Below are 21,736 nucleotides of genomic sequence, written 5' to 3'. Positions count from 1 at the left end.
ATCCCACCGCGCCGCCGTCCCTCTTCGACACGGGTGTCACCCGGTGGCGGACAGTCGTTCGCGCCACCACTCGACCGTCGTCTTGACCTGCTCGTCGACGGGCGTGGCCCGCACCGTGAAGGCCGCCTCCCAGGCGCCGGAGTCGACCACGAAGGGACGGTCGAACTGGTAGCGGATCTCCTTGAGTTCACGCATCAGCGGGGAGAAGAGCGACAGTGCGCCCAGGACGGCCGACGGCAGTCCGCGTACGGCGACCGGCCCCGTGCCCGACTCGTCGGCGAGCCGGCCGACCATCTCCCGCACGGACAGCGCCGGCCCGGTCGGTACGTGCCAGGCCCGCCCCCAGGCGCGTTCCTCGTCCGCGGCCTCGACCAGCGCGGCAGCCACGTCGGGGAGGTAGGTCCAGCTGTGCGGGGCGTCGGGGTCGCCGAGGGCGGAGACGGGCCTGCCGCGCAGCACCTGCGGTACGACCCGGCCGGCCAGGTGCCCGCCGTCGGTCACGCCGGGGCCGAAGAAGTCCGAGGCCCGCAGCTCCACGGCCTGCAGGCGGCCCTGCTCGTGCAGGGTCCGGGCCGTCTCCCAGGCGGCGGCCCGCACCCGCCCCTTGGGGCCGGTCGCCGCGAGCGGCAGCTCCTCGGTCAGGGGGCCGTCCACGGGACCGTAGCCGTAGAGGTTGCCGAGCATGACCAGCACGGCCCCGGTCTCCTCGGCGGCCGTGCAGAGGGACGAGGTCATCGCGGGCCATTCGCCCGCCCAACGGTGGTAGGGAGGTGCGGCGCATCCGAAGACGGCGGCCGCGCCCCGGGCGGCCTCGGTCAGCCGGACGCCGTCGGCCGCGTCCAGCGCGACGTGCTCGATGCCGGGTTCCGGAGCACGGCCCGATCTGGTGACGACCCGTACCGAGTGTCCCCGCCCGGCCAGCAGCCGGGCCGTGGCCGCACCGGCGGGCCCGAATCCCACGACGACATAGAAACTCACGTGCGAACCCTAGCGCGCGGACCCCATGTCACTCCCGGCCCCTCGGGCCGGGCTCGTGCCACGATGGCGGAGACCCCTTGCGATCAAGGGAGGGGTTCGGTGGGTTTTGAGGGTGAACGGATCGAATTCAGGAGGCGGTTGTGACCGAGCGTTCGTCCGAAATCCGGCAGTCCGGTGAGGGGGACCCGACGTCCGGGGCAGAGGAGGCCGCGCGGGCCGGGGAAGCGGAGCGGAGCGAGGGCCGCGGCCGTCGGCGGGGGGTGAGCGAGGAGCTGGCCGCGAACATGCGGCAGGGCTGGGCCGACACCGAGCGCCACGACATCGAGCCCCTCCCGCAGGCCGCCCACACCGCCCGCCGGCGCGCGGCGCTCTCCGCCCGCTTCCCGGGCGAGCGCCTGGTGATACCCGCCGGCAACCTGCTGGTCCGCGCCAACGACACGCACCACCCCTTCCGCGCCTGCTCGGACTACGTGTACCTGACCGGCGACCAGACCGAGGACGCCGTCCTGGTCCTGGAGCCCGGGGAGGACGGCGGCCACCGGTCCACCGCGTACCTGCTGCCCCGCTCCGACCGGGCGGACGGGGAGTTCTGGCTGTCCGCCCGCGGCGAGCTGTGGGACGGACGGCGGGCCGGCCTGACCGAGAACGAGCGGCTCCTCGGCCTGCCCTGCGCGGACGTCCGGAACCTGGCCGCCGCCCTCGCGGAGGCCACCGGCCCGGTCCGCGTCCTGCGCGGCCACGACGCCGGCATCGAGAAGGCCCTGCGGGACAAGGTCACGGCCGCGACCGACGAGGAGTTGCGGGTCTTCCTCTCCGAGATGCGCCGCGTCAAGGACGCGTTCGAGATCGGCGAGCTCCGCAAGGCCGTCGACTCCACCGTGCGCGGCTTCGAGGACGTCGTGAAGGTCCTCGACAAGGCCGGGGCCACCTCGGAGCGCTACGTCGAGGGCACCTTCTTCCTGCGCGCCCGCGTCGAGGGCAACGACGTCGGCTACAGCACCATCGCCGCCGCCGGCCCGCACGCCACCACCCTCCACTGGATCCGCAACGACGGCGACGTCCGCCCGGGCGACCTGCTGCTGCTCGACGCCGGCGTGGAGACCCACTCCCTCTACACCGCCGACGTCACCCGCACCCTGCCCGTCAGCGGCACCTTCTCCCCGCTCCAGCGCACGGTCTACGGCGCGGTGCACGACGCCCAGCAGGCCGGGATCGCCGCCGTCAGGCCCGGCGCCCGCTTCCGCGACTTCCACGAGGCCGCCCAGCGGGTCCTCGCCGAACGGCTCCTCGCCTGGGGCCTGCTCGGCGAACGCACCCTGGAGCAGGTCCTGGAGCTGGGCCTGCAGCGCCGCTGGACCCTGCACGGCACCGGCCACATGCTCGGCCTCGACGTCCACGACTGCGCCGCCGCCCGCACCGAGACGTACGCCGACGGCGTCCTCGAACCCGGCGTCGTGCTCACCGTCGAGCCCGGACTGTACTTCCAGGCCGACGACCTGACCGTGCCCGAGGAGTACCGCGGCATCGGGATCCGGATCGAGGACGACATCCTCGTCACCGAGGACGGCAACGAGAACCTCTCGGCGGCCCTGCCGCGCCGGTCGGACGAGGTCGAGTCCTGGATGGCCGCCCTGCGGGCCTGACACCCCCCCCCCCGAGCGGCCGCGACGACCGGGGGAGGGCCCCGCCACCCGGCGGATCCGCCGGTACCACGTCCCACGGGTGGGCCGGCCCCCGCCCGGGTAGGCTCCCCGGCGGGAGGCGGGCCATGAACGCAGCTCCGTACGGGGGTGCGGACCCGGGGCTCTACGGGCCCGGGTCCGTCACCTGGCAGTGCCACGGCGACCCGGTCATGTGGATCGCCGGCGTCCGCGCGCTCTACCTCCAGGCCCTCCACCCGCGCGCCGTGCGCGCGGTGATGGCGAACAGCTCCTTCCACCGGGACGCCTGGGGCCGGCTGCTGCGCACCGCCGACTTCGTCGGCACCCTCACCTACGGCACCACCGAGAACGCCGAGCGGGCCGGAGCCCGGGTCCGGGCGCTCCACGGCCGGCTGTCCGCCACCGACCCGGACACCGGGGAGCGCTTCCGCGTCGACGACCCCGAACTGCTGCTGTGGGTGCACTGCGCGCAGATCGACAGCTTCCTGCACGTCCTGCTCCGCTCCGGCGTCCCCCTCACCCCCGACCAGGCCGACCGCTACGTGGACGAGAACCGGGTGAACGCCCGCCTCGTCGGCCTCGACCCGGCCGACGTGCCCGCCGACACCGCCGCGCTCGCCGCGTACTTCGAGGAGGTCCGCCCCCGCCTCGCGGCCGGGGCCGACGCCCGCGCCGTCGACGACTTCCTGCGCGCCCCGCCCGTCCACCCCCTCCTCGTCCCTGGCCGAAACCTGCTGTGGAGACCGATCGCCGGAATCGCCTACGGGACCCTCCCCGACTGGGCGCACCGGCTCTACGGGCGCACCGCTCCGCCCCCGCGCGACGTCACCCGGCGCCTGCGCCTCACGGGTCGCGTGTTGCGCAGCATTCCCGCAGGTCTACGCTGGCGGCTGCCTCCAGGTCACATCTTGAAAGCGATGCGCCGGCTGGGCCCCGGGAGCCGCCCCTCCGCGTACACACTGCGTATACCAGCGGCCATACTGGACCGGCCGAGGAGGGCGCGGCACGACGACGGGGGCGGCTTTAAGACATGGCGGAGTCCAGACTGATCCAGGGCCGGTACCGGTCACTCGATCTGATCGGGCGCGGCGGCATGGGCGAGGTGTGGCGCGCCCGCGACGAATCGCTCGGCCGTCAGGTCGCGGTGAAGTGCCTCAAGCCCATCGGGCCCGAACAGGACGCCCACTTCACCCAGGTCCTGCGCGAGCGCTTCCGCCGCGAGGCCCGGGTCGCGGCCTCGCTCCAGCACCGGGGCGTCACCGTCGTCCACGACTTCGGCGACGACAGCGCGGCGGGCGGTCCCCTCTACCTCGTCATGGAGCTGCTCGAAGGCCGCAACCTCAGCCAGCTGATGGAGGACAACGAGGCGCGCCCGCTCCCCGTCGACGTGGTTCTCGACATCGCCGAGCAGATGGCCGCCGCCCTCGGCTACACCCACGACCAGGGCGTCGTCCACCGCGACCTCAAGCCCGCGAACATCATGCGGCTGACCGACGGCACGGTGAAGATCTGTGACTTCGGCATCGCGCGCCTGGCCCACGACATCGGCTTCACCGCCAAGCTCACCGGCGGCGGCATGGCCATGGGCACCCCCCACTACATGTCGCCGGAGCAGATCGCGGGCGGCGAGGTCGACCACCTCAGCGACCTCTACTCCCTCGGCTGCGTCCTCTACGAGATCGCCACCGGAGCCCCGCCCTTCGACCTCGGCGACTCCTGGTCCGTGCTCGTCGGCCACCGCGACAACGTCCCGGTACCGCTGCGCGACCACCGCCCCGAGCTGCCCGCCCACTTCGAGCAGCTCGTCCTGGAACTCCTGGCCAAGCGTCCCGAGGACCGCCCCGGCGACGCCCGCCACCTGCACCGGCGCCTCGTCGAGGGCCGCTCCGGCGCCGCCGGGCCGACCGTCGCGCACCCGCCGCTGCCCACGTGGGCCGCGGGGATGACCGCCGGACGCAAGGCCGGCATCGACGCCCGGCCCGCGTCCGGGGAGTGGGCCGTGCTCACCGGCTCCTGGACCGCCGCCCGCCCCGCGGCATCCGCCACGGGCTCCGCCCCGGGCGCCGGTACGGGCCCGGTCGCGGCCTCGGGGGAGCAGCGGATCCTGCGGCCCGCGCCCGCCGAGGACCCGCGCCTCACCCCCGTCCGCGGGCTCGAAGCCACCCCCGCCGCACCCGGTCCGGACCGCCCCGACGCGCTCGACGCCGGGCACACCCGCGCGTTCGTCCTCAGCCGCGCCGGCCGCCCCGAGGAGGCCCTCTCCGTCTACGCGGCCGTCGCCCAGGGGCGGGCGAAGCTCCTGGGCCCGGACCACGCCGACACCCTCGCGGCGCGCCAGGAGGAGGCGTACGAGCTGGGGCGGCTCGGCCGGCACGGCGAGGCGTACGAGACCTACCGCGCGGTGCTCGCCGCCCTCGTCCGCACCGCGGGCCCGCGCCACCCCGACACCCTGCGCTGCCGCCACAGCCTGGCCTGCGCCCTGAGCGCCCTGGGCCGGCACGCCGAAGCCCACGGCGCCGCGGCCGAGGTGGCCGCCGACCGGGCCGCCGTCCTGGGCGCCGAGCACCCGGACACCCTGCGGACCCGCTACGAGGCCGCCTACTCCCTCGGCCGGCTGGGCCGCTGGGGCGAGGCGCTGACCGGCTTCCGCCACGTCGCCGCCGTACGGGAGCGCGTACTCGGCCGGGACCACCCCGACTCCCTCGCCGCCCGCTACGAGACCGGCATCGCGCTCGGCCGCACCGGCCGCGCCGCCGAGGCCCTCGACCTGTTCCGCTCCCTGGTCCGCGACCGCACCCGGGCCTACGGCGCCTCCGACCCGGAGACCCTGCGCGCCCGCCACGTCCTCGGCGTCAACCTCGGTCGGCTGGACCGCTGGGAGGAGGCCGTGGCCGAGGCCCGCGCGGTCGGCGCCGCCCGCGCCAAGGCCCTGGGCGCCGAACACCAGGACACCCTGGTCAGCCGGCGCGAACTCGCGGTGGGGCTGGGCCGCCTGGGCCGCTGGGACGAGGCCCTGCCCATCTACCGGGACCTGTCCGGCATCCGCGAGCGGTCCCTGGGCGACGAGCACCCCGACACCGCCCTGGCCCACGCCGACGAGGCACACTGTCTGGAGCGGCTCGGCCAGGTGTGCTACCAAGAGCCATGACAGCCACGAGGGTCTCCCGGGGATTCGCGCACGAGGTGTACGACGCGGTGATCGTGGGCGGGGGCCACAACGGCCTGGTCGCCGCCGCCTACCTGGCCCGCGCGGGCCGCTCGGTGCTGGTCCTGGAACGGCTGGGGCACACCGGCGGGGCCGCCGTCTCCACCCGGCCCTTCGCCGGGGTCGACGCCCGCCTCTCGCGCTACTCCTACCTCGTCTCCCTGCTCCCCGCGAAGATCGTCCGCGATCTGGGCCTGCGCTTCCGGGTCCGCCGGCGCACGGTGTCCTCGTACACCCCCCACGTCCGCGGCGGCGCCCCCGGCGGACTCCTCGTCGGCGGCGGCGAGGACCGGACCCGGGAGTCCTTCGCCCGCCTCACCGGCTCGGAGCGGGAGTACGACAACTGGCGCGCCTTCTACGCCATGACGGCCGAGGTCGCCGGGAAGGTCTTCCCCACCCTGACCGAACCGCTGCCCACCCGGTCGGCGCTGCGGGACCGGATCGGCGACGCCACGGCCTGGCGGACCCTGTTCGAAGAGCCCATCGGCGTGGCCCTGGAGGAGCGCTTCGCCGACGACCTCGTGCGCGGGGTGGCCCTCACCGACGCGCTGATCGGCACGTTCGCCGACGCCCACGATCCCACGCTCGTCCAGAACCGCTGCTTCCTCTACCACGTCATCGGCGGCGGAACCGGCGAATGGGACGTCCCGGTCGGCGGCATGGGCGCCCTCACCGACGCGCTCGCCGACGCCGCACGGGCGGCCGGCGCCGAGATCGTCACCGGGCACGAGGCGCTGCGGATCCACACCGACGGGACCGCGCCCGCCGAGGTGACCTTCCGTACGGCGGTGGGGGAGGGCACCGTCGTCGGACGGCACGTCCTGGTCAACGCCTCGCCCCGGGCGCTGGCCGAACTCCTCGGGGAGGAACCGGACCCGGCCGCCCCGGCCCCGGAAGGGGCCCAGTTCAAGGTCAACATGCTGCTGAGCCGGCTGCCCCGGCTGCGCGACGCCTCCGTGGACCCCCGCGAGGCCTTCGGCGGCACCTTCCACATCGCCGAGGGGTACGAGCAGCTGCGCCGCGCCCACACGGAGGCCGCCGCCGGGGAACTGCCGTCCGTACCGCCCTCGGAGATCTACTGCCACTCGCTGACCGACCCCTCGATCCTCGGGCCGGAGCTCGCGGAGCGGGGCTGCCATACGCTCACCCTCTTCGGGCTGCACACCCCGGCGCGGCTGTTCGGGCACGACAACCAGCAGGCCCGCGAGGTGCTCCTGACGGCCACGCTGGCCCAGCTGGACGCCCACCTGGCCGAGCCGCTCACCGACTGCCTGGCCTTCGACGCCGACGACCGGCCCTGCATCGAGGCCAAGACCCCGCTGGACCTGGAGCGCGAACTGCGCCTGCCCGGCGGGCACATCTTCCACCGGGACCTGTCCTGGCCCTACGCGGACGCGGACGCGGACACGGACACGGACGCCGCCGGGCGCTGGGGCGTGGCCACCGCGCACCGGGGCGTCCTGCTGTGCGGCGCGGGCGCGGTGCGCGGCGGCGGCGTCAGCGGCGTCCCCGGACACAACGCCGCGATGGCGGTGCTGGGGCACTGACCGGGCGGCCTACGGGCCCGGCCCCGCTCCCCGTCAGACCGGCTCGATCACCACGATCGGGATCTCGCGGTCGGTCTTCGCCTGGTACTCGTCGTACGCGGGCCAGTGACCGGCCATCAGAGGCCAGTACGCGGCGCGCTCCTCGGCGGTGGCGGTGCGGGCGGTCCCCTGGCGGACCTCGGAGCCGACCTGGACGCGCACCCGCGGGTCGGCGGTCAGGTTCCGGTACCACAGGGGGGCCTCGTCCGCCCCGCCCTTGGAGGCGACGACGAGGTAGCGGCCGTCGGCCTCGCCGTAGATGAGGGGTGTGCGCACCGGGTTGCCGGACACCCGGCCCACGGTGGTGAGCAGGAGGGTCTGGGTGCCGTTCCAGTGATGGCCCTCGGCCCCGTTCGAGCCGACGTAGAGCCTGACGTGGTCCAGCTGCCAGCTCCCGGCCCTCGGGTCGGTGGGGTGTTCCCAGTCGATCTCGGTCGTCATGTGTTTTCCGCCTGCCTTCGTGTCGAACGGTCAGCAGTCCCGACAACGAGTGCGAACGCCGGCGGGCACGGTCTTCATTCCGGCTGCTCCGGGAGGGTGAACCCGTCGTACAGGTCGTCCAGGGCGCGCTGCGCGGCACCGGCCGGCAGGAGGCGCACGGCCAGGTCGCGGGCGGCCACGGCCAGGGGGTTGGAGAGCATCGAGAGCCGGCCGGCCCGGCGGGCGCGGAGCCGGATGGCGTCGGTGCGGGCGAGGCGGGCCCGGGTGTAGGCGGCGAGCGCGGCGGGCACCCCGCCCGCTCCGGCCGCCAGGCGGGCCAGGACGACGGCGTCCTCGATCGCCTGGCAGCCGCCCTGGCCGAGGTGGGGGGTCATCGCATGGGCGGCGTCGCCGATCCAGGCCGTCCGGCCGTCGTGCAGGCGGGGGAGCGGGCCCGCGAGGTCGTACAGGTCGTGCTGGAGGACGGCCCCGGCGTCGAACCGCCCGAGCAGGTCCGGGACCGGGTCGTGCCAGTCGCCGAAGCGGTCCAGGAGTTCGCCGAGTACGTCGGCGGGGCGGTGGCCCTCGGGGACGACGGCGGTGGCGTAGGCGTAGACGCGGCCGTCGGAGAGCGGGACCGCCCCGAAGCGCCGGCCGCGGCCCCAGGTCTCGAAGGCTCCGGGCAGGGCGGGCCCCCCGGCGGGCAGGACGGTGCGCCAGGCGGTCTCCCCGCTGTAGCGCAGCCCCGGGTGGTCCGGGAAGCACCGGCGGCGCAGGGGGCTGTGGATGCCGTCGGCGGCGACCAGCAGGTCGGCGGGGATCTCCCCGGCGTCCGTACGGACCACCGTGCGCCCGTCGGCCGTGTCCACGCCGGTGACGGCGGTGCCGTGGCGCAGGACCCCGGCGGGCAGCGCGTCCGCCAGGGCGCCGGTGAAGGCCGCCCGGTGCACGGCGAGCGGGGGCCGGCCGTAGCGTGCGGTGAGCGAGGCGGTGTCGGCGCGGACCAGCCATGACCCGCCGGGGCGGCGCACCCCCATGGCGGCCGGGGCGGCGCGGCCCGCCGCCCGTCCCGCGTCGAACCCGATCGCCTCCAGGGCGCGCAGGGCGTTCGGCGCGAGCACGATGCCCGCCCCCGCGGCGGTCGGCCCGGCCGCCCGCTCGCAGACGGTGACCCTCCAGCCGTGGCGGTGCAGGGCCAGGGCGGCGGTGAGCCCCCCGATCCCGGCACCCGCGACGACGGCGTGACGCGGACTCTCGTCCATGGTGCGGCCTCCCCATGTCGGCTCCTCGTCCTCTACATCCGTAGAGGGCGATGCCGTCACTCTACAGCTGTAGAGTGACGGCATGTCCACCCCCGAATCCGGCGGCCCGGCCGACGCGCGGACCCCGCCCGCCCCGGACCGACGCGCCCTGATCTCCGACGCCGCGATCGGCCTGGTCGCGGCCGGCGGACTGCGGAGCCTGACCCACCGGGCCGTCGACGCGGCCGCGGGGCTGCCCGCGGGCAGCACCTCGTACTACTTCCGCACCCGTGCCGCACTGGTCGGCGCCTGTTACCGGCGGCTGGCCGAGCTGGACCTCGCCGATTTCGAGGAAGACGCCCGCGCACCCGGCCCGTGGGACCGGGACACGGCGGCGCGGGCGCTCGGCGCGCTCCTGTACCGGTGGCTGACCCGGGGGCGGGAGCGCCAGCTGGCCCGCTTCGAACTGAGCCTGGAGGCCGCCCGCTCGCCGGAGACGGCCCCCGAACTGCTCCGCGAGGGCCTGGCCGTCCGGGCGCGCGCCGCCGGGCTCCTCGGGGCGCTGGGTGCCGAGCGGCCGCGGGAGCAGGCCGAGCTGCTGGCCGCCTGGACGGACGGACTGCTCTACGACCGCCTCGCGGGCGCCTTGGCGGGAACGCGTCCGGCGCCGGATCCCGCCGAACTGGCCCGCACCGCCCGGCTCATGATCGATGCGGCTCTGGCCGCGCCGTAGGCTGCGGTCATGATTGCCGAACTGCAGTGCGTGGTGCTGGACTGTCCGGAGCCCCTGGGGCTCGCCGAGTTCTACGCGGGCCTGCTGGGCGGGGAGGTCAACCGCCCGGACCGGCGCTGGTCCGTGGACGAGGACTGGGCCACGCTGCACACCCCGAACGGGCAGGTGCTGTGCTTCCAGCGGGCCGTCGGGCACCGGCCGCCGAGCTGGCCCGACCCGGAACGGCCGCAGCAGTTCCACCTCGACCTCGCCGTCCCGGACCTCGACCGCGGTCAGGAGCAGGTCCTCGCCCTCGGCGCGCGCCTCCTGGAACAGGGGCCGCCCGAGCGCGACTGGCGCGTCTTCGCCGATCCCGCGGGCCATCCCTTCTGCCTCGTCGGGGGCTGACCGGGCCGGAGCCGGCGGGCCGGAGCGGCTCCGGCCCGCCGGTGGCGCCCTCAGTCCGCCGAGCGGGTCCAGCCGACGGCCTCCACGCGGGCCGCGTCCGCCGGCCGGTCCTCGGAGAACAGGAGCCGGGCCGGTTCGGCCACCCGGACGACGTCCACGTAGATCCCCCGCCCCACGTAGCGGCCGGTCGCGGCGTGGCGGAAGCGGAGCCTGACCTCGCGGCCCGCCCAGCCGGGCAGCGGGGCCTCCAGACGGTGCCAGATGCGCCCCGACCAGCCGCCCGCGCTGCCCTGCGGCCAGGACTCGGGGCTGCCGCCCGTGGCGCGGACGGTGGTGAAGGGCAGCGGCTCCCACGCCGCCCCGTCGGCGGACGCCTCCACGTGGAAGGCGCCCGCACCGGGCACCGTGTCCCACCAGACGGCGCAGCGCAGCCGGGCCGAGGCGGTCGCCGGGGTGAGGGGAGGCAGGGTCAGGGTGCCGGATCCCGCGGTCTCCATCCCCGAGTACCAGGCGGGTCCGCCGTGCCGGGTGCGGACGGGCACCGCCCGGGCGAACCGGTTGCCGGTCGCCACCCGCGGCGCGCTGCCCGCCCGCCAGGTCCGCACCGGGTGGACGGAGTTGCCCAGCAGGACGAGGAAGGAGTCGGTGGAGGGGTCAAGGACCAGCGAGGTGCCGGTGAACCCGGTGTGTCCCGCCGAGTGCGGGGTGGCCATGGCGCCCATGTACCAGTGCTGGTAGAGCTCGAAGCCGAGGCCGTGGTCGTCGCCGGGGAAGGCCGTGTTGAAGTCGGTGAAGAGCAGCTCGACGGAGGCGGGACGCAGGATGCGCCGGCCCGCGTAGGCCCCGCCGTCGAGCAGGGCGCGGGAGAGGACCGCCAGGTCCCAGGCGGTGCCGAAGACCCCGGCGTGGCCCGCGACCCCGCCGAGCGCGTGGGCGTTCTCGTCGTGGACCTCGCCCCACACCAGTCCCCGGTCCAGGCCCGACCAGGGCGGGCGCTGCACCTCGGTCGCGGCGGTGACCCGGCGCCAGGACAGCGGCGGGTTGTACCGGGTGCGGTGCATCCCGAGGGGGATGGCGATCTCCTCCTGGAGCAGGACGTCCAGTGTGTGACCGGTGATCCGTTCCAGGAGCAGCTGCAGTGTGATGAGGTTCAGGTCGGAGTAGCGGTACACGGTCCCGGGGGTGTCCTGTGGGCGCACCGACCACAGCAGCCTCAACTGTCCGGCCCGGGTGGACTCCTGGTAGAACGGCGCCCACGAGCGCAGCCCCGAGGTGTGCGTCAGCAGCTGCCGGACGGTGATGGCCTCCTTGCCCCCGCCGGTGAACTCCCGCAGGTACCGCTCGACCGGGGCCTCCAGTTCCAGCAGGCCCCGTTCCATCTGCTGCACGGCCAGGATGGACGTGAAGAGCTTGCTCAGCGAGGCGAGGTCGAAGACGGTGTCCTCGGCCATCGCGATCCGCTCTGCGGCGGGGAACTCCCGCGGCCGGTCGGTGCGCCCGTCGTAGTCGGCGTACCGGACGGCGTCGCCCATCGCGCGGTGCAGCGCCACGGTACGGCCGCGTCCCGCGAGGACCACGGCCCCGGCGTAGTAGGGGTGTTCGGGGGAGGGGCCGAGGAAGCGCCGGGCCTCCTCCGCGACTCCCTCCAGGTGTCGCTCCAGCAAGCCCGCCTGGCGGGCGGAGCCGTAGCGCAGCCGCAGCCCCTGCAGGGCCCGCCGCTCGGCCGCGCCGCCGCCCGCCGCACCCGCGCCCTGCCCCGGCAGCGCGGCGTGCAGGACCAGCACCCCGCCCAGCGCCAGCAGCCGCGCCCCCAGTCGTCTGCGGCTCATCGCGCCACCGCTCCCGGCCGCTCCTGATCCCGTACCCGAACCGCCCATGTCCGGCCCTCCTGTTCTGCCCGCGCACGCTACTGGCTATCTGCCCGCCCGCCGCGCACCCTCCGCACCGACCGGCCGTCAAAGAATCTGACACTGCATCAGAAAACCTCTTCCCTCGGACGGTGCCCTGCGGCATCCTCACGGCCATGGAGACGGAGCTGAGCAGGAAACTGGGAGTCGAACACGCCATCTTCGGCTTCACGCCCTTCCCGGCGGTCGCCGCGGCCATCACCCGCGCGGGTGGATTCGGCGTCCTCGGCGCCGTCCGCTACACCGCCCCCGACGACCTCAGGCGCGATCTCGACTGGATGCAGGAGCACACCGACGGCAAGCCCTACGGGCTCGACGTGGTCATGCCCGCCAAGAAGGCGGTCGACGGCATCGGCGAGGCGGACATCGAGGCGATGATCCCGGCCGGGCACCGCGCCTTCGTCCGGGACACCCTCGCCAAACACCACGTGCCCGAACTGCCGGAGGGCGAGGCCTCCGGCTGGCGGATCACCGGCTGGATGGAACAGGTCGCCCGGAACCAGCTCGACGTCGCCTTCGACTACCCCGTCAAACTCCTCGCGAACGCCCTCGGTTCCCCGCCCGCCGACGTCATCGCCCGCGCCCACGAACACGGCGTCCTCGTCGCCGCCCTCGCCGGCAGCGCCAAGCACGCCCGCCGCCACGCCGACGCCGGCATCGACATCGTCGTCGCCCAGGGGTACGAGGCCGGCGGCCACACCGGCGACATCGCCACCATGGTCCTGGTCCCGGAGATCGTCGAGGCCGTCGCCCCGCTGCCGGTCCTGGCCGCCGGCGGCATCGGCAGCGGCGAGCAGATCGCCGCCGGCCTCGCCCTCGGCGCCCAGGGCGCCTGGCTCGGCTCCCTCTGGCTCACCACCACCGAGGCCGACCTGCACTCCCGCGCCCTCACCGAGAAGCTCCTCGCCGCCGGGTCCGGCGACACCGTCCGCTCCCGCGCCCTCACCGGCAAGCCCGCGCGCCAGCTGCGCACCGAGTGGACCGACGCCTGGGACGACCCGGACGGCCCCGGCCCGCTGCCCATGCCGCTCCAGGGCCTGCTCGTCGCCGAAGCCGTCTCCCGGATCCAGAAGTACGAGGTCCAGGCGCTGCTCGGCACCCCCGTGGGCCAGATCGTCGGCCGGATGAACAGCGAGCGCAGCGTCCGGGCCGTCTTCGACGAACTCACCGCCGGCTTCGAACGCGCCATCGACCGGATCAGCCGGATCGCCGGCCGGGCCTGAGAGAGGAACGCCACCGTCATGACCGACCCACAGCGTCCCAACGGATTCTGGGCCCAGGCGGGCGCCGACCCGGACCGGACCGTCCTCGTCACCCCCGACGGCGAGGCGTGGTCCGCCGGCCGGCTGCACGCCGACGTCAACCGGCTGGTCCACGGCCTGCGGGCGGCCGGGCTGGAGCGCGGCGACGTCCTCGCCGTGGTCCTGCCCAACGGCGTCGAGTTCCTCACCGCCTACCTCGCCGCCTCACAGGCCGGCTTCTACCTGGTACCGGTCAACCACCACCTCGTCGGCCCCGAGATCGCCTGGATCGTGTCCGACTCCGGCGCCAAGGTCCTCGTCGCCCACGAGCGCTTCGCCGACGCCGCCACCGCCGCGGCGGACGAGGCCGGCCTGCCCGCGGACCACCGCTACGCCGTCGGCGCCGTCCCCGGCTTCCGCCCGTACGCCGACCTGCTCGACGGGCACCCCGCCACGCCCCCGGACGGCCGCACCCTCGGCTGGGTCATGAACTACACCTCGGGCACCACCGGCCGCCCCCGGGGGATCCGCCGCCCGCTGCCCGGCAAGCTCCCGGAGGAGACGTACCTGGGCGGCTTCCTCGGGATCTTCGGCATCCGCCCCTTCGACGACAACGTCCACCTCGTCTGCTCGCCGCTCTACCACACCGCCGTGCTCCAGTTCGCGGGCGCGTCCCTGCACATCGGGCACCCGCTGGTGCTGATGGACAAGTGGAGCCCCGAGGAGATGCTGCGCCTGATCGACCGCCACGCCTGCACGCACACCCACATGGTCCCCACCCAGTTCCACCGCCTGCTCGCCCTCCCGCAGGCCACCAAGGACGCCTACGACGTCTCCTCCATGCGGCACGCCATCCACGGCGCCGCCCCCTGCCCCGACCACGTCAAACGGGCGATGATCGACTGGTGGGGCCGCTGCGTGGAGGAGTACTACGCGGCGAGCGAGGGCGGCGGCGCCTTCGCCACCGCCGAGGACTGGCTCAAGAAGCCGGGAACCGTCGGCAGGGCCTGGCCGATCAGCGAGCTCGCCATCCACGACGACGACGGCAACCGGCTGCCCCCGGGCGAACTCGGCACCGTATACATCAAGATGAACACCGGCGGCTTCAGCTACCACAAGGACGAGGGCAAGACCCGGAAGAACCGCATCGGCGACTTCTTCACCGTCGGCGACCTCGGGCTGCTCGACGAGGAGGGCTACCTCTTCCTGCGCGACCGCAAGATCGACATGATCATTTCGGGCGGGGTGAACATCTACCCGGCGGAGATCGAATCCGCCCTGCTCACCCACCCGGCGGTCGCGGACGCCGCGGCCTTCGGCATCCCGCACGACTCCTGGGGCGAGGAGGTCAAGGCCGTCATCGAGCCCGCCGAGGGCTTCGAGGCGGGCGAGGCGCTGGCCGCCGAGATCCTGGGCCACTGCGAGCGCCGGCTGGCCGGCTACAAGCGCCCGAAGTCCGTCGACTTCATCGAGGTGATGCCCCGCGACCCGAACGGCAAGCTCTACAAGCGCCGGCTGCGCGACCCCTACTGGGAGGGCCGGGAACGCGCCGTCTGAACGGGCTCGCCACGCCCGGGGGCCGCGTGAGAAGTGCCACGTCAGCGCCCCCGGGAGGCGGTATGCGCCGCACCGGGAGAACACTTCTGGCAAGTTGGCTGATATGAGTACGGCAACGAGCAAATCACCCCTGACCGACTGGACCGTCATCGTCCCCGTCGTGGCGCTCATCGCGCTCGTCTTCAGCTGGGGACGGGAACTGCCCGGATTCGCCGTGGGCCTGGTCGCCCTGTGTCTGGCGGGAGCGGTGCTGGCGGCCGTGCACCATGCCGAGGTGGTCGCGCACCGGGTGGGGGAACCCTTCGGCTCGCTCGTCCTGGCCGTCGCCGTCACGGTCATCGAAGTGGCCCTGATCGTCACCCTGATGGCCGACGGCGGCGACAAGACCGCCTCCCTCGCCCGGGACACGGTCTTCGCCGCAGTGATGATCACCTGCAACGGCATCGTCGGCCTGTCCCTGCTCGTCGGCGCCCTGCGCAACCGGGTCGCCGTCTTCAACGCCGAGGGCTCCGGTGCGGCGCTGGCCACCGTGGCGACCCTGGCCGTCCTCAGCCTGGTCCTGCCGACGTTCACCACCAGCAAGCCGGGTCCGGAGTTCTCCACCGCCCAGCTGACCTTCGCCGCGGTCGCCTCGCTCGCCCTGTACGGGCTGTTCATCGCCGTCCAGACGGTCCGCCACCGGGACTACTTCCTGCCCGTGGCCACCGGGGCCGGCTCCTCCGGGGGCACGGGGGCCGAGGGGGCCGGCGGGGGCGGGGACGGCGGCCACGCCGAGCCGCCCACCGTCCGCGCCACCCTGATCAGCCTCGGCCTGCTGCTCGTCGCACTCGTCGCCGTCGTCGGCGACGCCAAGTCCGTCTCGCCCGCCATCGAGGCGGGCGTCGCCAAGGCCGGCCTGCCCAACGCCGTCGTCGGCGTCATCATCGCCCTGCTGGTGCTGGCCCCCGAGACCCTCGCCGCCGTCAACGCCGCCCGCCGCGACCGCGTCCAGACCAGCCTCAATCTGGGGTACGGCTCGGCCATCGCGAGCATCGGCCTGACCATCCCGGCCATCGCGCTCGCCTCCATCTGGCTCTCCGGCCCGCTGCTGCTGGGCCTCGGGCCGATCCACATGGTGCTGCTCGCCCTGACCGTCGTGGTCAGCGCCCTCACCATCGCGCCCGGCCGGGCGACCCTCCTCCAGGGCGGAGTGCACCTCGTGATCCTGGCCGCGTACCTGTTCCTGGCCGTCAGCCCGTGACCGCGGCCGGCCCCTCCCCGGCGGGGGAGGGGCCGGCCCGGCCGGTTCAGCGCCGCTCGCGCGGCCAGACCACCCTCAGGTGCGGAGAGGTGAGGATGTCCCGCTCGCAGAACCGCGAGGTCACCCACCGCTCCCGGGAGAACAGCCGGGCCTCCTCCGCCTTCACCGCTCCGCCTTCACCGCTCCGGCCCACCTCGCCGACCTTGCGAAGGCGGAGGACGGCACCGGGACGCACGCCACCTGGATCCTCCGTCGCGGCATCAGCGGCCCCACCTTCGGCGGCGGCGCCGCCGACTGGATCCGGTCGACGAGGTCAGCTCTCCCACCCGGAGAAGGACGTCTACCCGGTGGGCATGAAGTCCTACGGCCGAGCCCCGGCGTTCCTCGCCATGACCGGCTACGAGCAGGTCCGCTCCATCGCCGCCGCCCTCGCTCCCTGAGCCACGGGTGCGGCAGCGGTGTGGCGGGGTGATCGGCGTCCTGGCGTTGGCAGAGCCGCACGGTCCACGTCGTGGACCCGTCGAGGGCGATGGCGGGGGCGTACCCGTCGTTGATCGGCGGCAAGGCGGCAGCCGGCGCCGCTGCCGTCCGCACACGCCGTCGACCCCGGCGTTGCCGGTACCCGTTCGGCGGCTTCCGCCCTGGTGATCCCGGCGACCATCATGGGCGCGTCGAGCGAGTGGGAGTACGCCATGCCCCAAGGATCGCAGCAGTGGGCGCCGAGGTGGCTGGTGGTGCCCGCGCTGGTGCTGTCGGCGATGCTGTTCATCGCGTTGGGGCGGATCGACGCGGGGCTCGGCCGGATCGAGGCACCGGACCACCCCGCGGCGACCTGGAGCAGCCTGGTCGCACTCGATCCCCTCTCCGAGCAGGCCGCCGCCGACGCACGCACGGCGTGGTGCGTCTGGTTCAACGCGATGCCCGACCGGCGGGCGGTGGCCGCCGTGCGGGGACCGTACGACGATCCCGGGCCGGGGCCACGGGTGGAGACCTGCCTGAACGCCTTCACGAGCCAGCCCCGGCCCGCGACCGCACCGCAGGCCGGCGGCGACGAGGCGCGGCTGCTGATCCGGTGGTACGTCGGCCTCGACGCGGTACTCGTCCTGCTCTACGTCTGGTTGCTGTACGCGGCCCTCACCGCCCTGCGCGCCAGGATTCCGTGCGGTCCTCCGGCCTCGCAGCCCGACGACCCGACGAGTACGACGCTCTGCTGGGCGACCAAGCGGTCGCGGCTCGTGATCCTGACCTGTGTGCTGGTGTCGGCGGAAGTGGCGGAGGACACCGGGCAGTGGATGCTGACCGGGCGCAGCCCGTCACCGGGCACGATCGACTTCCTGAGCCGGCTCATCGGCTGGGCCGCCCTCGCCAAGTGGGCGTTCGTGGGCCTGGCGCTGCTGCTCCTGATCGTGTTGACCCTGCACACCGGGGTGCTCCGAACGGTGCCCTGGCGGGACTTCGTGGTGGTACGCGTACAACTCTTCGTGTCGGCCGTACTGTTGCTGTTCATCGTCGGCGTCGGGACCGACCAGGTGCCGGACGCCCTGCTCGGCCTGCTCGACCACTGGGCCACCGCCATCGCCACACCGGTCGCGGTCTTCCTGCTGTCGCTGCTGCTGTGGCGCAGCGTGCACCGCGTCGCCCTCACCCGCGACTCCGCGCTCGCTCCGGTCCATCAGTGGTGGGTGGCGGGAGCGGCCGTCGTCTGCGCGGTCCTCGGATTCTGGCTGCGTAGCCTGCTCGGGCTGGCCATGGTGCTCGGCTTCGTCTTCGTCCTGTCCTGGATCGCGGGCGCGCCCTTCCGCCTCGGCGACGCGGCGGTGGATCCCGGAGCCGACGTGGCCAAGGCAAGGGCGCAGGGGCGGGCCGCCCTGATCGTCGGCGATCCGAGGAGGAACCTGCGGAGCATCGCGCGGTGGCTCGCGGCGCTACCGCTCCTGGCCCTCGGGGTGTTCGCCGTCCGGTCCGCCGTGGTACCGGCCATCGTCGGCCCGCGCCGCTGGTCCGCCGTCCTCCTCGTGGTCCTCGGGCTGTTGGCGGCCGCCGTCGGTTTTCTGCTGCCGTACCTGCTGGACTGGGCCGAGCGGCACTGGTCCTGGGCGAAGGAACCCGACACGCAGAACCGCAGGGATGAGCTGTATGTCGTCCTGGCCGCCCTGTTCGGGGCGTTCGCGGTCGGCTGTACGGTCACGCTCGTCACGGACCGGGCATGGAACCTGGCGGTCTGGGCGGGGCCGATGGCCGTGCTGATGGTGTTCCTCGGCGTGGTGCTCGTGCTCCTGAACGAACTGCAGCTCTGGTCCGAACGGGCCACTCCGGTCGCAGGATTCCGGGCCCTGAAGCTGGACCGCACCCCGGTCTTCGTACTGCTGATCGCCTGGTTCCTCCTCGGCTCGCTCGTCGATGCCAAGGGCCACCACCAGGTGCGCGTCCGGGAGGAGGCCGGGGCGCCGGTCCTGGTCGACGTGGACCTCGACACGGCGTTTCAGCGCTGGGCCGCCGCCAATTGTGCGACGGTGCCGTCCCCGGCCGATGCCGCAGCGGGCCCGGGGACGAAGCAGCCCGTGCCACTGGTGATCGTCGCGGCATCGGGCGGTGGCATTCGGGCGGCCTACTGGACCGCCTCCGTGCTGGACTGGCTCTTTCCACCGGGTCCGGTCACTCCCGCCGCAGGAGCCTCCTGCACACCGTCGGACGGACGGGCCCCGGTCTTCGCGGTCAGCGGTGTCTCCGGAGGCAGCCTCGGATCGATCTCCTGGATCGCACGGACCTCGCCCGACGCGCCGGACGGCGATCCGAGCCACAGGAAGGTCTTCGGGCAGGACCATCTCTCCGGCGCACTCGCCTGGATGGCATTCGTCGACCTGCCGCGAGCGTTCGTCGGCTTCCCCGGCAAGGACCGGGCGGCCGTACTGGAACAGTCCTGGGAACACCGGCAGAAGGAGCTGGAGCAGCCGTTCTACGCGACCTGGCAGCCGTCCTCCGACGGATCCACCACCACGTGGACCCCGTTGGCGCTGCTCAACGGCGCCGCTGCCGAGAGCGGTTGCCGCGTGCTCACCTCCGCCCTTCAGCTCGGGGCCTTCGACCAGCCCGTTGGATCCACCTCGTGCAGGCAGCGCCCTGAGGAGTCCCGCCAGAAGACGCGGGGACCGCGGCCTGCACAGGCCGGGCAGGGCAGTCCTACCCTGATCGATTTGCGTAGCGGATTCCTCTGCGGAAAACAGGACGTCAACCGGTCCACCGCCGCCCTGCTCTCGGCGCGCTTCCCCTTCATCACGCCGTCCGGCCGGCTCACCGGCGACGCCTGCCACCACACCGGGGCGGGGCTGTCCGTGATCGACGGGGGTTATGTCGACGCGACGGGCAGCATGACCGCCACCGATCTCCGGGAGCAGCTGGAGCATCTGAGCGCCTGCCACAACCAGCGGGTCGCAGGGGGCACGGGTGGCGCGGACTGCAAGCCGGCCGCCGGCACCGCGGCGCGGCCGGTGGAGGTGGTGCTGGTCCAGATCGACAACGGCTATACGAGTGTGGCGTCGACCCCCGCACCGGGCCGCCCCCGGGAACTGCTGGTGCCGACGAAGGGCAAGGCCGCCGCGGTGTCGGCGGCCGAGTCGACCGTGCGCCAGCGGGCTCTGGAAGCCTTCGGCTGCCCTGACTACCTCACCTTCGCCAACGTACGCGGCCCGGGAGCGCAGGCGCCCCTGGGCTGGGTGCTGTCGCTCAGTGCCAAGAAGGACCTGGACGACCAACTGGCGAGGCTCAAGGGTGAAGGAGTGGGGAACGTCTCGCCGCTGACCGCCCGGCTCGCCGCCGCGCAGCAGGCCTGCGGGCGCGCGGGGATGACTCGCTGACGGGGGCCGTCAGTCTCGGAAGCGTGCTTCGAGGGTCTCGACGAGGCCGTCGATCACGCCGTCCGGTGACGGGCTGTAGTGCGGCAGGGCCCATCGCGTGATCTCGGCGTCGATGAGCGTGGGCCGGCCGGAGGCCAGTGCCGCGCGGAACGCGTCCTCGAATTCCTCAAGCGTCTCCACCCGGTAGCCGTCCGCGCCGCATGCACGGGCGTACGAAGCGAAGTCCGGGTTCTGGAACTCGACAAGGCCCGACTCGGCGTACGTGACCATCTGGAAGAGTTTGATCAGCTTGAATTCCCCGTCGTTGAAGATGACCCAGATGACGGGGATCTCGTGCTCGACGGCGGTCATCAGCTCGAAGCCGGACAGCGAGTAGCACCCGTCGCCGCAGCCGACGACGACGGTCCGGTCCGGGTGGGCGACCTTGACTCCGAGGGCTCCGTTCACGTGTCCGGCCATCGGCCCGAAGGAGCCGGCCTTGCGGAAGTTCTGCCCCTGTTCGAGCTCCACGTAATACCCGAGCCACGCCACGTGGGCGCCCGCGTCCGCGAGCAGGACGCCCCGGGGCGGCAGCATGCGCCCGATCGACTGCGCGAGTTCTCCGGGGTGGATCTTTCCCGTCAGGTGGGTGATCTTCCGGGCCTCGTAGTCCCGGCGGTCGATCTCGACCGCCGGGACTTCGCCGACCATCCGCTCCAGCGCGTCGGCCAGGGCGGCCACTGCGGGACGCGCGTCGGACAACAGGGTGTGGTCGGCCCGGTAGGCCTTGCGGAACTCGCCCTCGGAGATGTTCACATGGATGAGCAGCTTGTTCTCGAACAGGTCCTCGCGGTAATTGAACGTGGCGTGCTGATTGAGGGAATTGCCGATGCACAGCACGACGTCGGCCTGGCGGAAGGCCTTCCACGCACTGGAGTGGCCGCTGTCGGCGAAGACGCCGACCGCGAGCGGGTGTCCCTCGGACACGATGCCCTTGCCGTCCAGGGTGGTGAGCAGTGGGATCTGGAACCGCTCGATCAGCCGCTCGATCTCCGGTCCCGCCCCGCTGCGTACCGCACCGAAGCCGACGAGCGCCACGATCCGCTTCCCCCGTGCCAGGGCGTCCGCGAGTACGGCCGCGATCTCCGCCACCCGTGCCGGGTCCGGCAGGACCGGCTTCACGTCGAGCCTCAGCGGCCGGAAGTTCGTGACCTCGACGCCGTGGTGGGTCAGGTCCTCGGGCACGTGGATGTGCACGGGCCCGGGCCTTCCCTCGAATGCGATGTTGACCGCCTCCTCAAGGACGTCGCAGGTGTCGGCGATGTCGGTGAGCAGGAAGGACTTCTTGGTCGTGGCCGCGAACATGGCCTGGGAGTCGGGCGTGCGGTTCACTCCCGAGGTCTCGTTGAGCGAGCCCCATCCGCGCCATTTCATGGTGGCGTACCCCGAGACGGCCAGGACCGGATAGGAGTCGGACATGGCCACGGCCAGCCCCGAGAACAGGTTGAACGCGCCCGGCCCGGCCGTCGCGAAGCAGAAGCCCAGCCGATTGGTGTACATGGCATAGCCGCAGGCCATGAAGGACGCGGCCTGCTCGTGTCGCGTGATGACCGGCCGGATCTGCCGCGAATGCTTCAGCGCCAGCATCAGACCCGCCGCGTTCTCCCCGGCACCGCCGAAGGCCGCTCGTACCCCGATGCCTTCCAGCCCCTTGACGATGGCCTCGTAGACTCTCATCGGGTCTCCC

The 21,736-nt window shown here is 73.7% G+C and carries 15 protein-coding genes and 1 pseudogene; 11 read left to right on the top strand and 5 right to left on the bottom strand.

Features of this window, described 5'->3' with window-relative positions:
• Positions 1–36: 36 nt before the first annotated feature.
• A complete protein-coding gene (locus tag ACZ5D2_RS07740) occupies positions 37–978 on the bottom strand; it encodes an NAD-dependent epimerase/dehydratase family protein (protein WP_371680113.1) in 942 nt (313 codons plus the stop codon).
• Positions 979–1,139: 161 nt separating this feature from the next.
• Here ACZ5D2_RS07740 and ACZ5D2_RS07735 point away from each other — a divergent pair, with 161 nt between their 5' ends.
• The 4 genes from ACZ5D2_RS07735 (at position 1,140) to ACZ5D2_RS07720 (ending at position 7,391) form a co-directional block, all read left to right on the top strand.
• A complete protein-coding gene (locus ACZ5D2_RS07735) occupies positions 1,140–2,621 on the top strand; it encodes an aminopeptidase P family protein (RefSeq protein WP_468927973.1) in 1,482 nt (493 codons plus the stop codon).
• A gap of 125 nt (positions 2,622–2,746) precedes the next feature.
• Complete coding sequence (locus tag ACZ5D2_RS07730) at positions 2,747–3,688, top strand: oxygenase MpaB family protein (RefSeq protein WP_371680115.1); 942 nt, start codon at positions 2,747–2,749, stop codon at positions 3,686–3,688.
• Entirely contained in the window at positions 3,670–5,787 is a 2,118-nt protein-coding gene (locus ACZ5D2_RS07725; RefSeq protein WP_371680116.1) for a serine/threonine-protein kinase, read from the top strand. The genes ACZ5D2_RS07730 and ACZ5D2_RS07725 overlap by 19 nt, the downstream gene beginning before the upstream one ends.
• Positions 5,784–7,391 carry a phytoene desaturase family protein gene (locus tag ACZ5D2_RS07720; RefSeq protein ID WP_371680117.1) on the top strand — a complete coding sequence of 536 codons (1,608 nt, stop codon included), beginning with the start codon at positions 5,784–5,786 and terminating at the stop codon, positions 7,389–7,391. The genes ACZ5D2_RS07725 and ACZ5D2_RS07720 overlap by 4 nt, the downstream gene beginning before the upstream one ends.
• Before the next feature lie 33 nt (positions 7,392–7,424).
• Here the strand turns inward: ACZ5D2_RS07720 and ACZ5D2_RS07715 are convergent, their stop codons facing one another.
• On the bottom strand, positions 7,425–7,871 hold the full coding sequence (locus ACZ5D2_RS07715) for a nitroreductase family deazaflavin-dependent oxidoreductase (protein ID WP_371680118.1): 447 nt from the start codon (positions 7,869–7,871) through the stop codon (positions 7,425–7,427).
• A gap of 74 nt (positions 7,872–7,945) precedes the next feature.
• Positions 7,946–9,112, bottom strand: a complete 1,167-nt coding sequence (locus ACZ5D2_RS07710; RefSeq protein WP_371680119.1) for an FAD-dependent monooxygenase — start codon at positions 9,110–9,112, stop codon at positions 7,946–7,948.
• 82 nt (positions 9,113–9,194) lie between these two features.
• Here ACZ5D2_RS07710 and ACZ5D2_RS07705 point away from each other — a divergent pair, with 82 nt between their 5' ends.
• Both ACZ5D2_RS07705 and ACZ5D2_RS07700 read left to right on the top strand, forming a co-directional pair.
• Complete coding sequence (locus ACZ5D2_RS07705) at positions 9,195–9,824, top strand: TetR/AcrR family transcriptional regulator (protein WP_371680120.1); 630 nt, start codon at positions 9,195–9,197, stop codon at positions 9,822–9,824.
• Between the two features lie 9 nt (positions 9,825–9,833).
• Entirely contained in the window at positions 9,834–10,211 is a 378-nt protein-coding gene (locus ACZ5D2_RS07700) for a VOC family protein (protein ID WP_468927938.1), read from the top strand.
• 50 nt (positions 10,212–10,261) lie between these two features.
• On the opposite strand, the gene ACZ5D2_RS07695 is transcribed toward ACZ5D2_RS07700, so the two are convergent.
• Entirely contained in the window at positions 10,262–12,088 is a 1,827-nt protein-coding gene (locus ACZ5D2_RS07695) for a serine hydrolase domain-containing protein (RefSeq protein WP_468927936.1), read from the bottom strand.
• Positions 12,089–12,234: 146 nt separating this feature from the next.
• On the opposite strand from ACZ5D2_RS07695, the gene ACZ5D2_RS07690 reads away from it, so the two are divergent.
• The 5 genes and pseudogenes from ACZ5D2_RS07690 to ACZ5D2_RS07670 all read left to right on the top strand — a co-directional run bounded on the left by ACZ5D2_RS07690 (position 12,235) and on the right by ACZ5D2_RS07670 (position 20,010).
• A complete protein-coding gene (locus tag ACZ5D2_RS07690; protein WP_468927933.1) occupies positions 12,235–13,341 on the top strand; it encodes an NAD(P)H-dependent flavin oxidoreductase in 1,107 nt (368 codons plus the stop codon).
• An 18-nt stretch (positions 13,342–13,359) separates the two neighbouring features.
• On the top strand, positions 13,360–14,916 hold the full coding sequence (locus ACZ5D2_RS07685) for an acyl-CoA synthetase (protein ID WP_371680124.1): 1,557 nt from the start codon (positions 13,360–13,362) through the stop codon (positions 14,914–14,916).
• Between the two features lie 103 nt (positions 14,917–15,019).
• Complete coding sequence (locus tag ACZ5D2_RS07680; RefSeq protein WP_371680125.1) at positions 15,020–16,156, top strand: calcium:cation antiporter; 1,137 nt, start codon at positions 15,020–15,022, stop codon at positions 16,154–16,156.
• 103 nt (positions 16,157–16,259) lie between these two features.
• Positions 16,260–16,590 (top strand): annotated as a pseudogene (locus ACZ5D2_RS07675) (hypothetical protein); the annotation flags it as partial.
• A gap of 258 nt (positions 16,591–16,848) precedes the next feature.
• Positions 16,849–20,010, top strand: a complete 3,162-nt coding sequence (locus tag ACZ5D2_RS07670) for a thioesterase domain-containing protein (protein ID WP_468927928.1) — start codon at positions 16,849–16,851, stop codon at positions 20,008–20,010.
• 9 nt (positions 20,011–20,019) lie between these two features.
• Here ACZ5D2_RS07670 and ACZ5D2_RS07665 read toward each other — a convergent pair whose 3' ends face one another.
• A complete protein-coding gene (locus tag ACZ5D2_RS07665; RefSeq protein WP_468927926.1) occupies positions 20,020–21,726 on the bottom strand; it encodes a thiamine pyrophosphate-binding protein in 1,707 nt (568 codons plus the stop codon).
• Positions 21,727–21,736: the final 10 nt, after the last annotated feature.

This window comes from Streptomyces sp. NPDC031479 (genome assembly GCF_055581065.1).
This window is presented reverse-complemented; position numbering and strand designations above follow the sequence as displayed.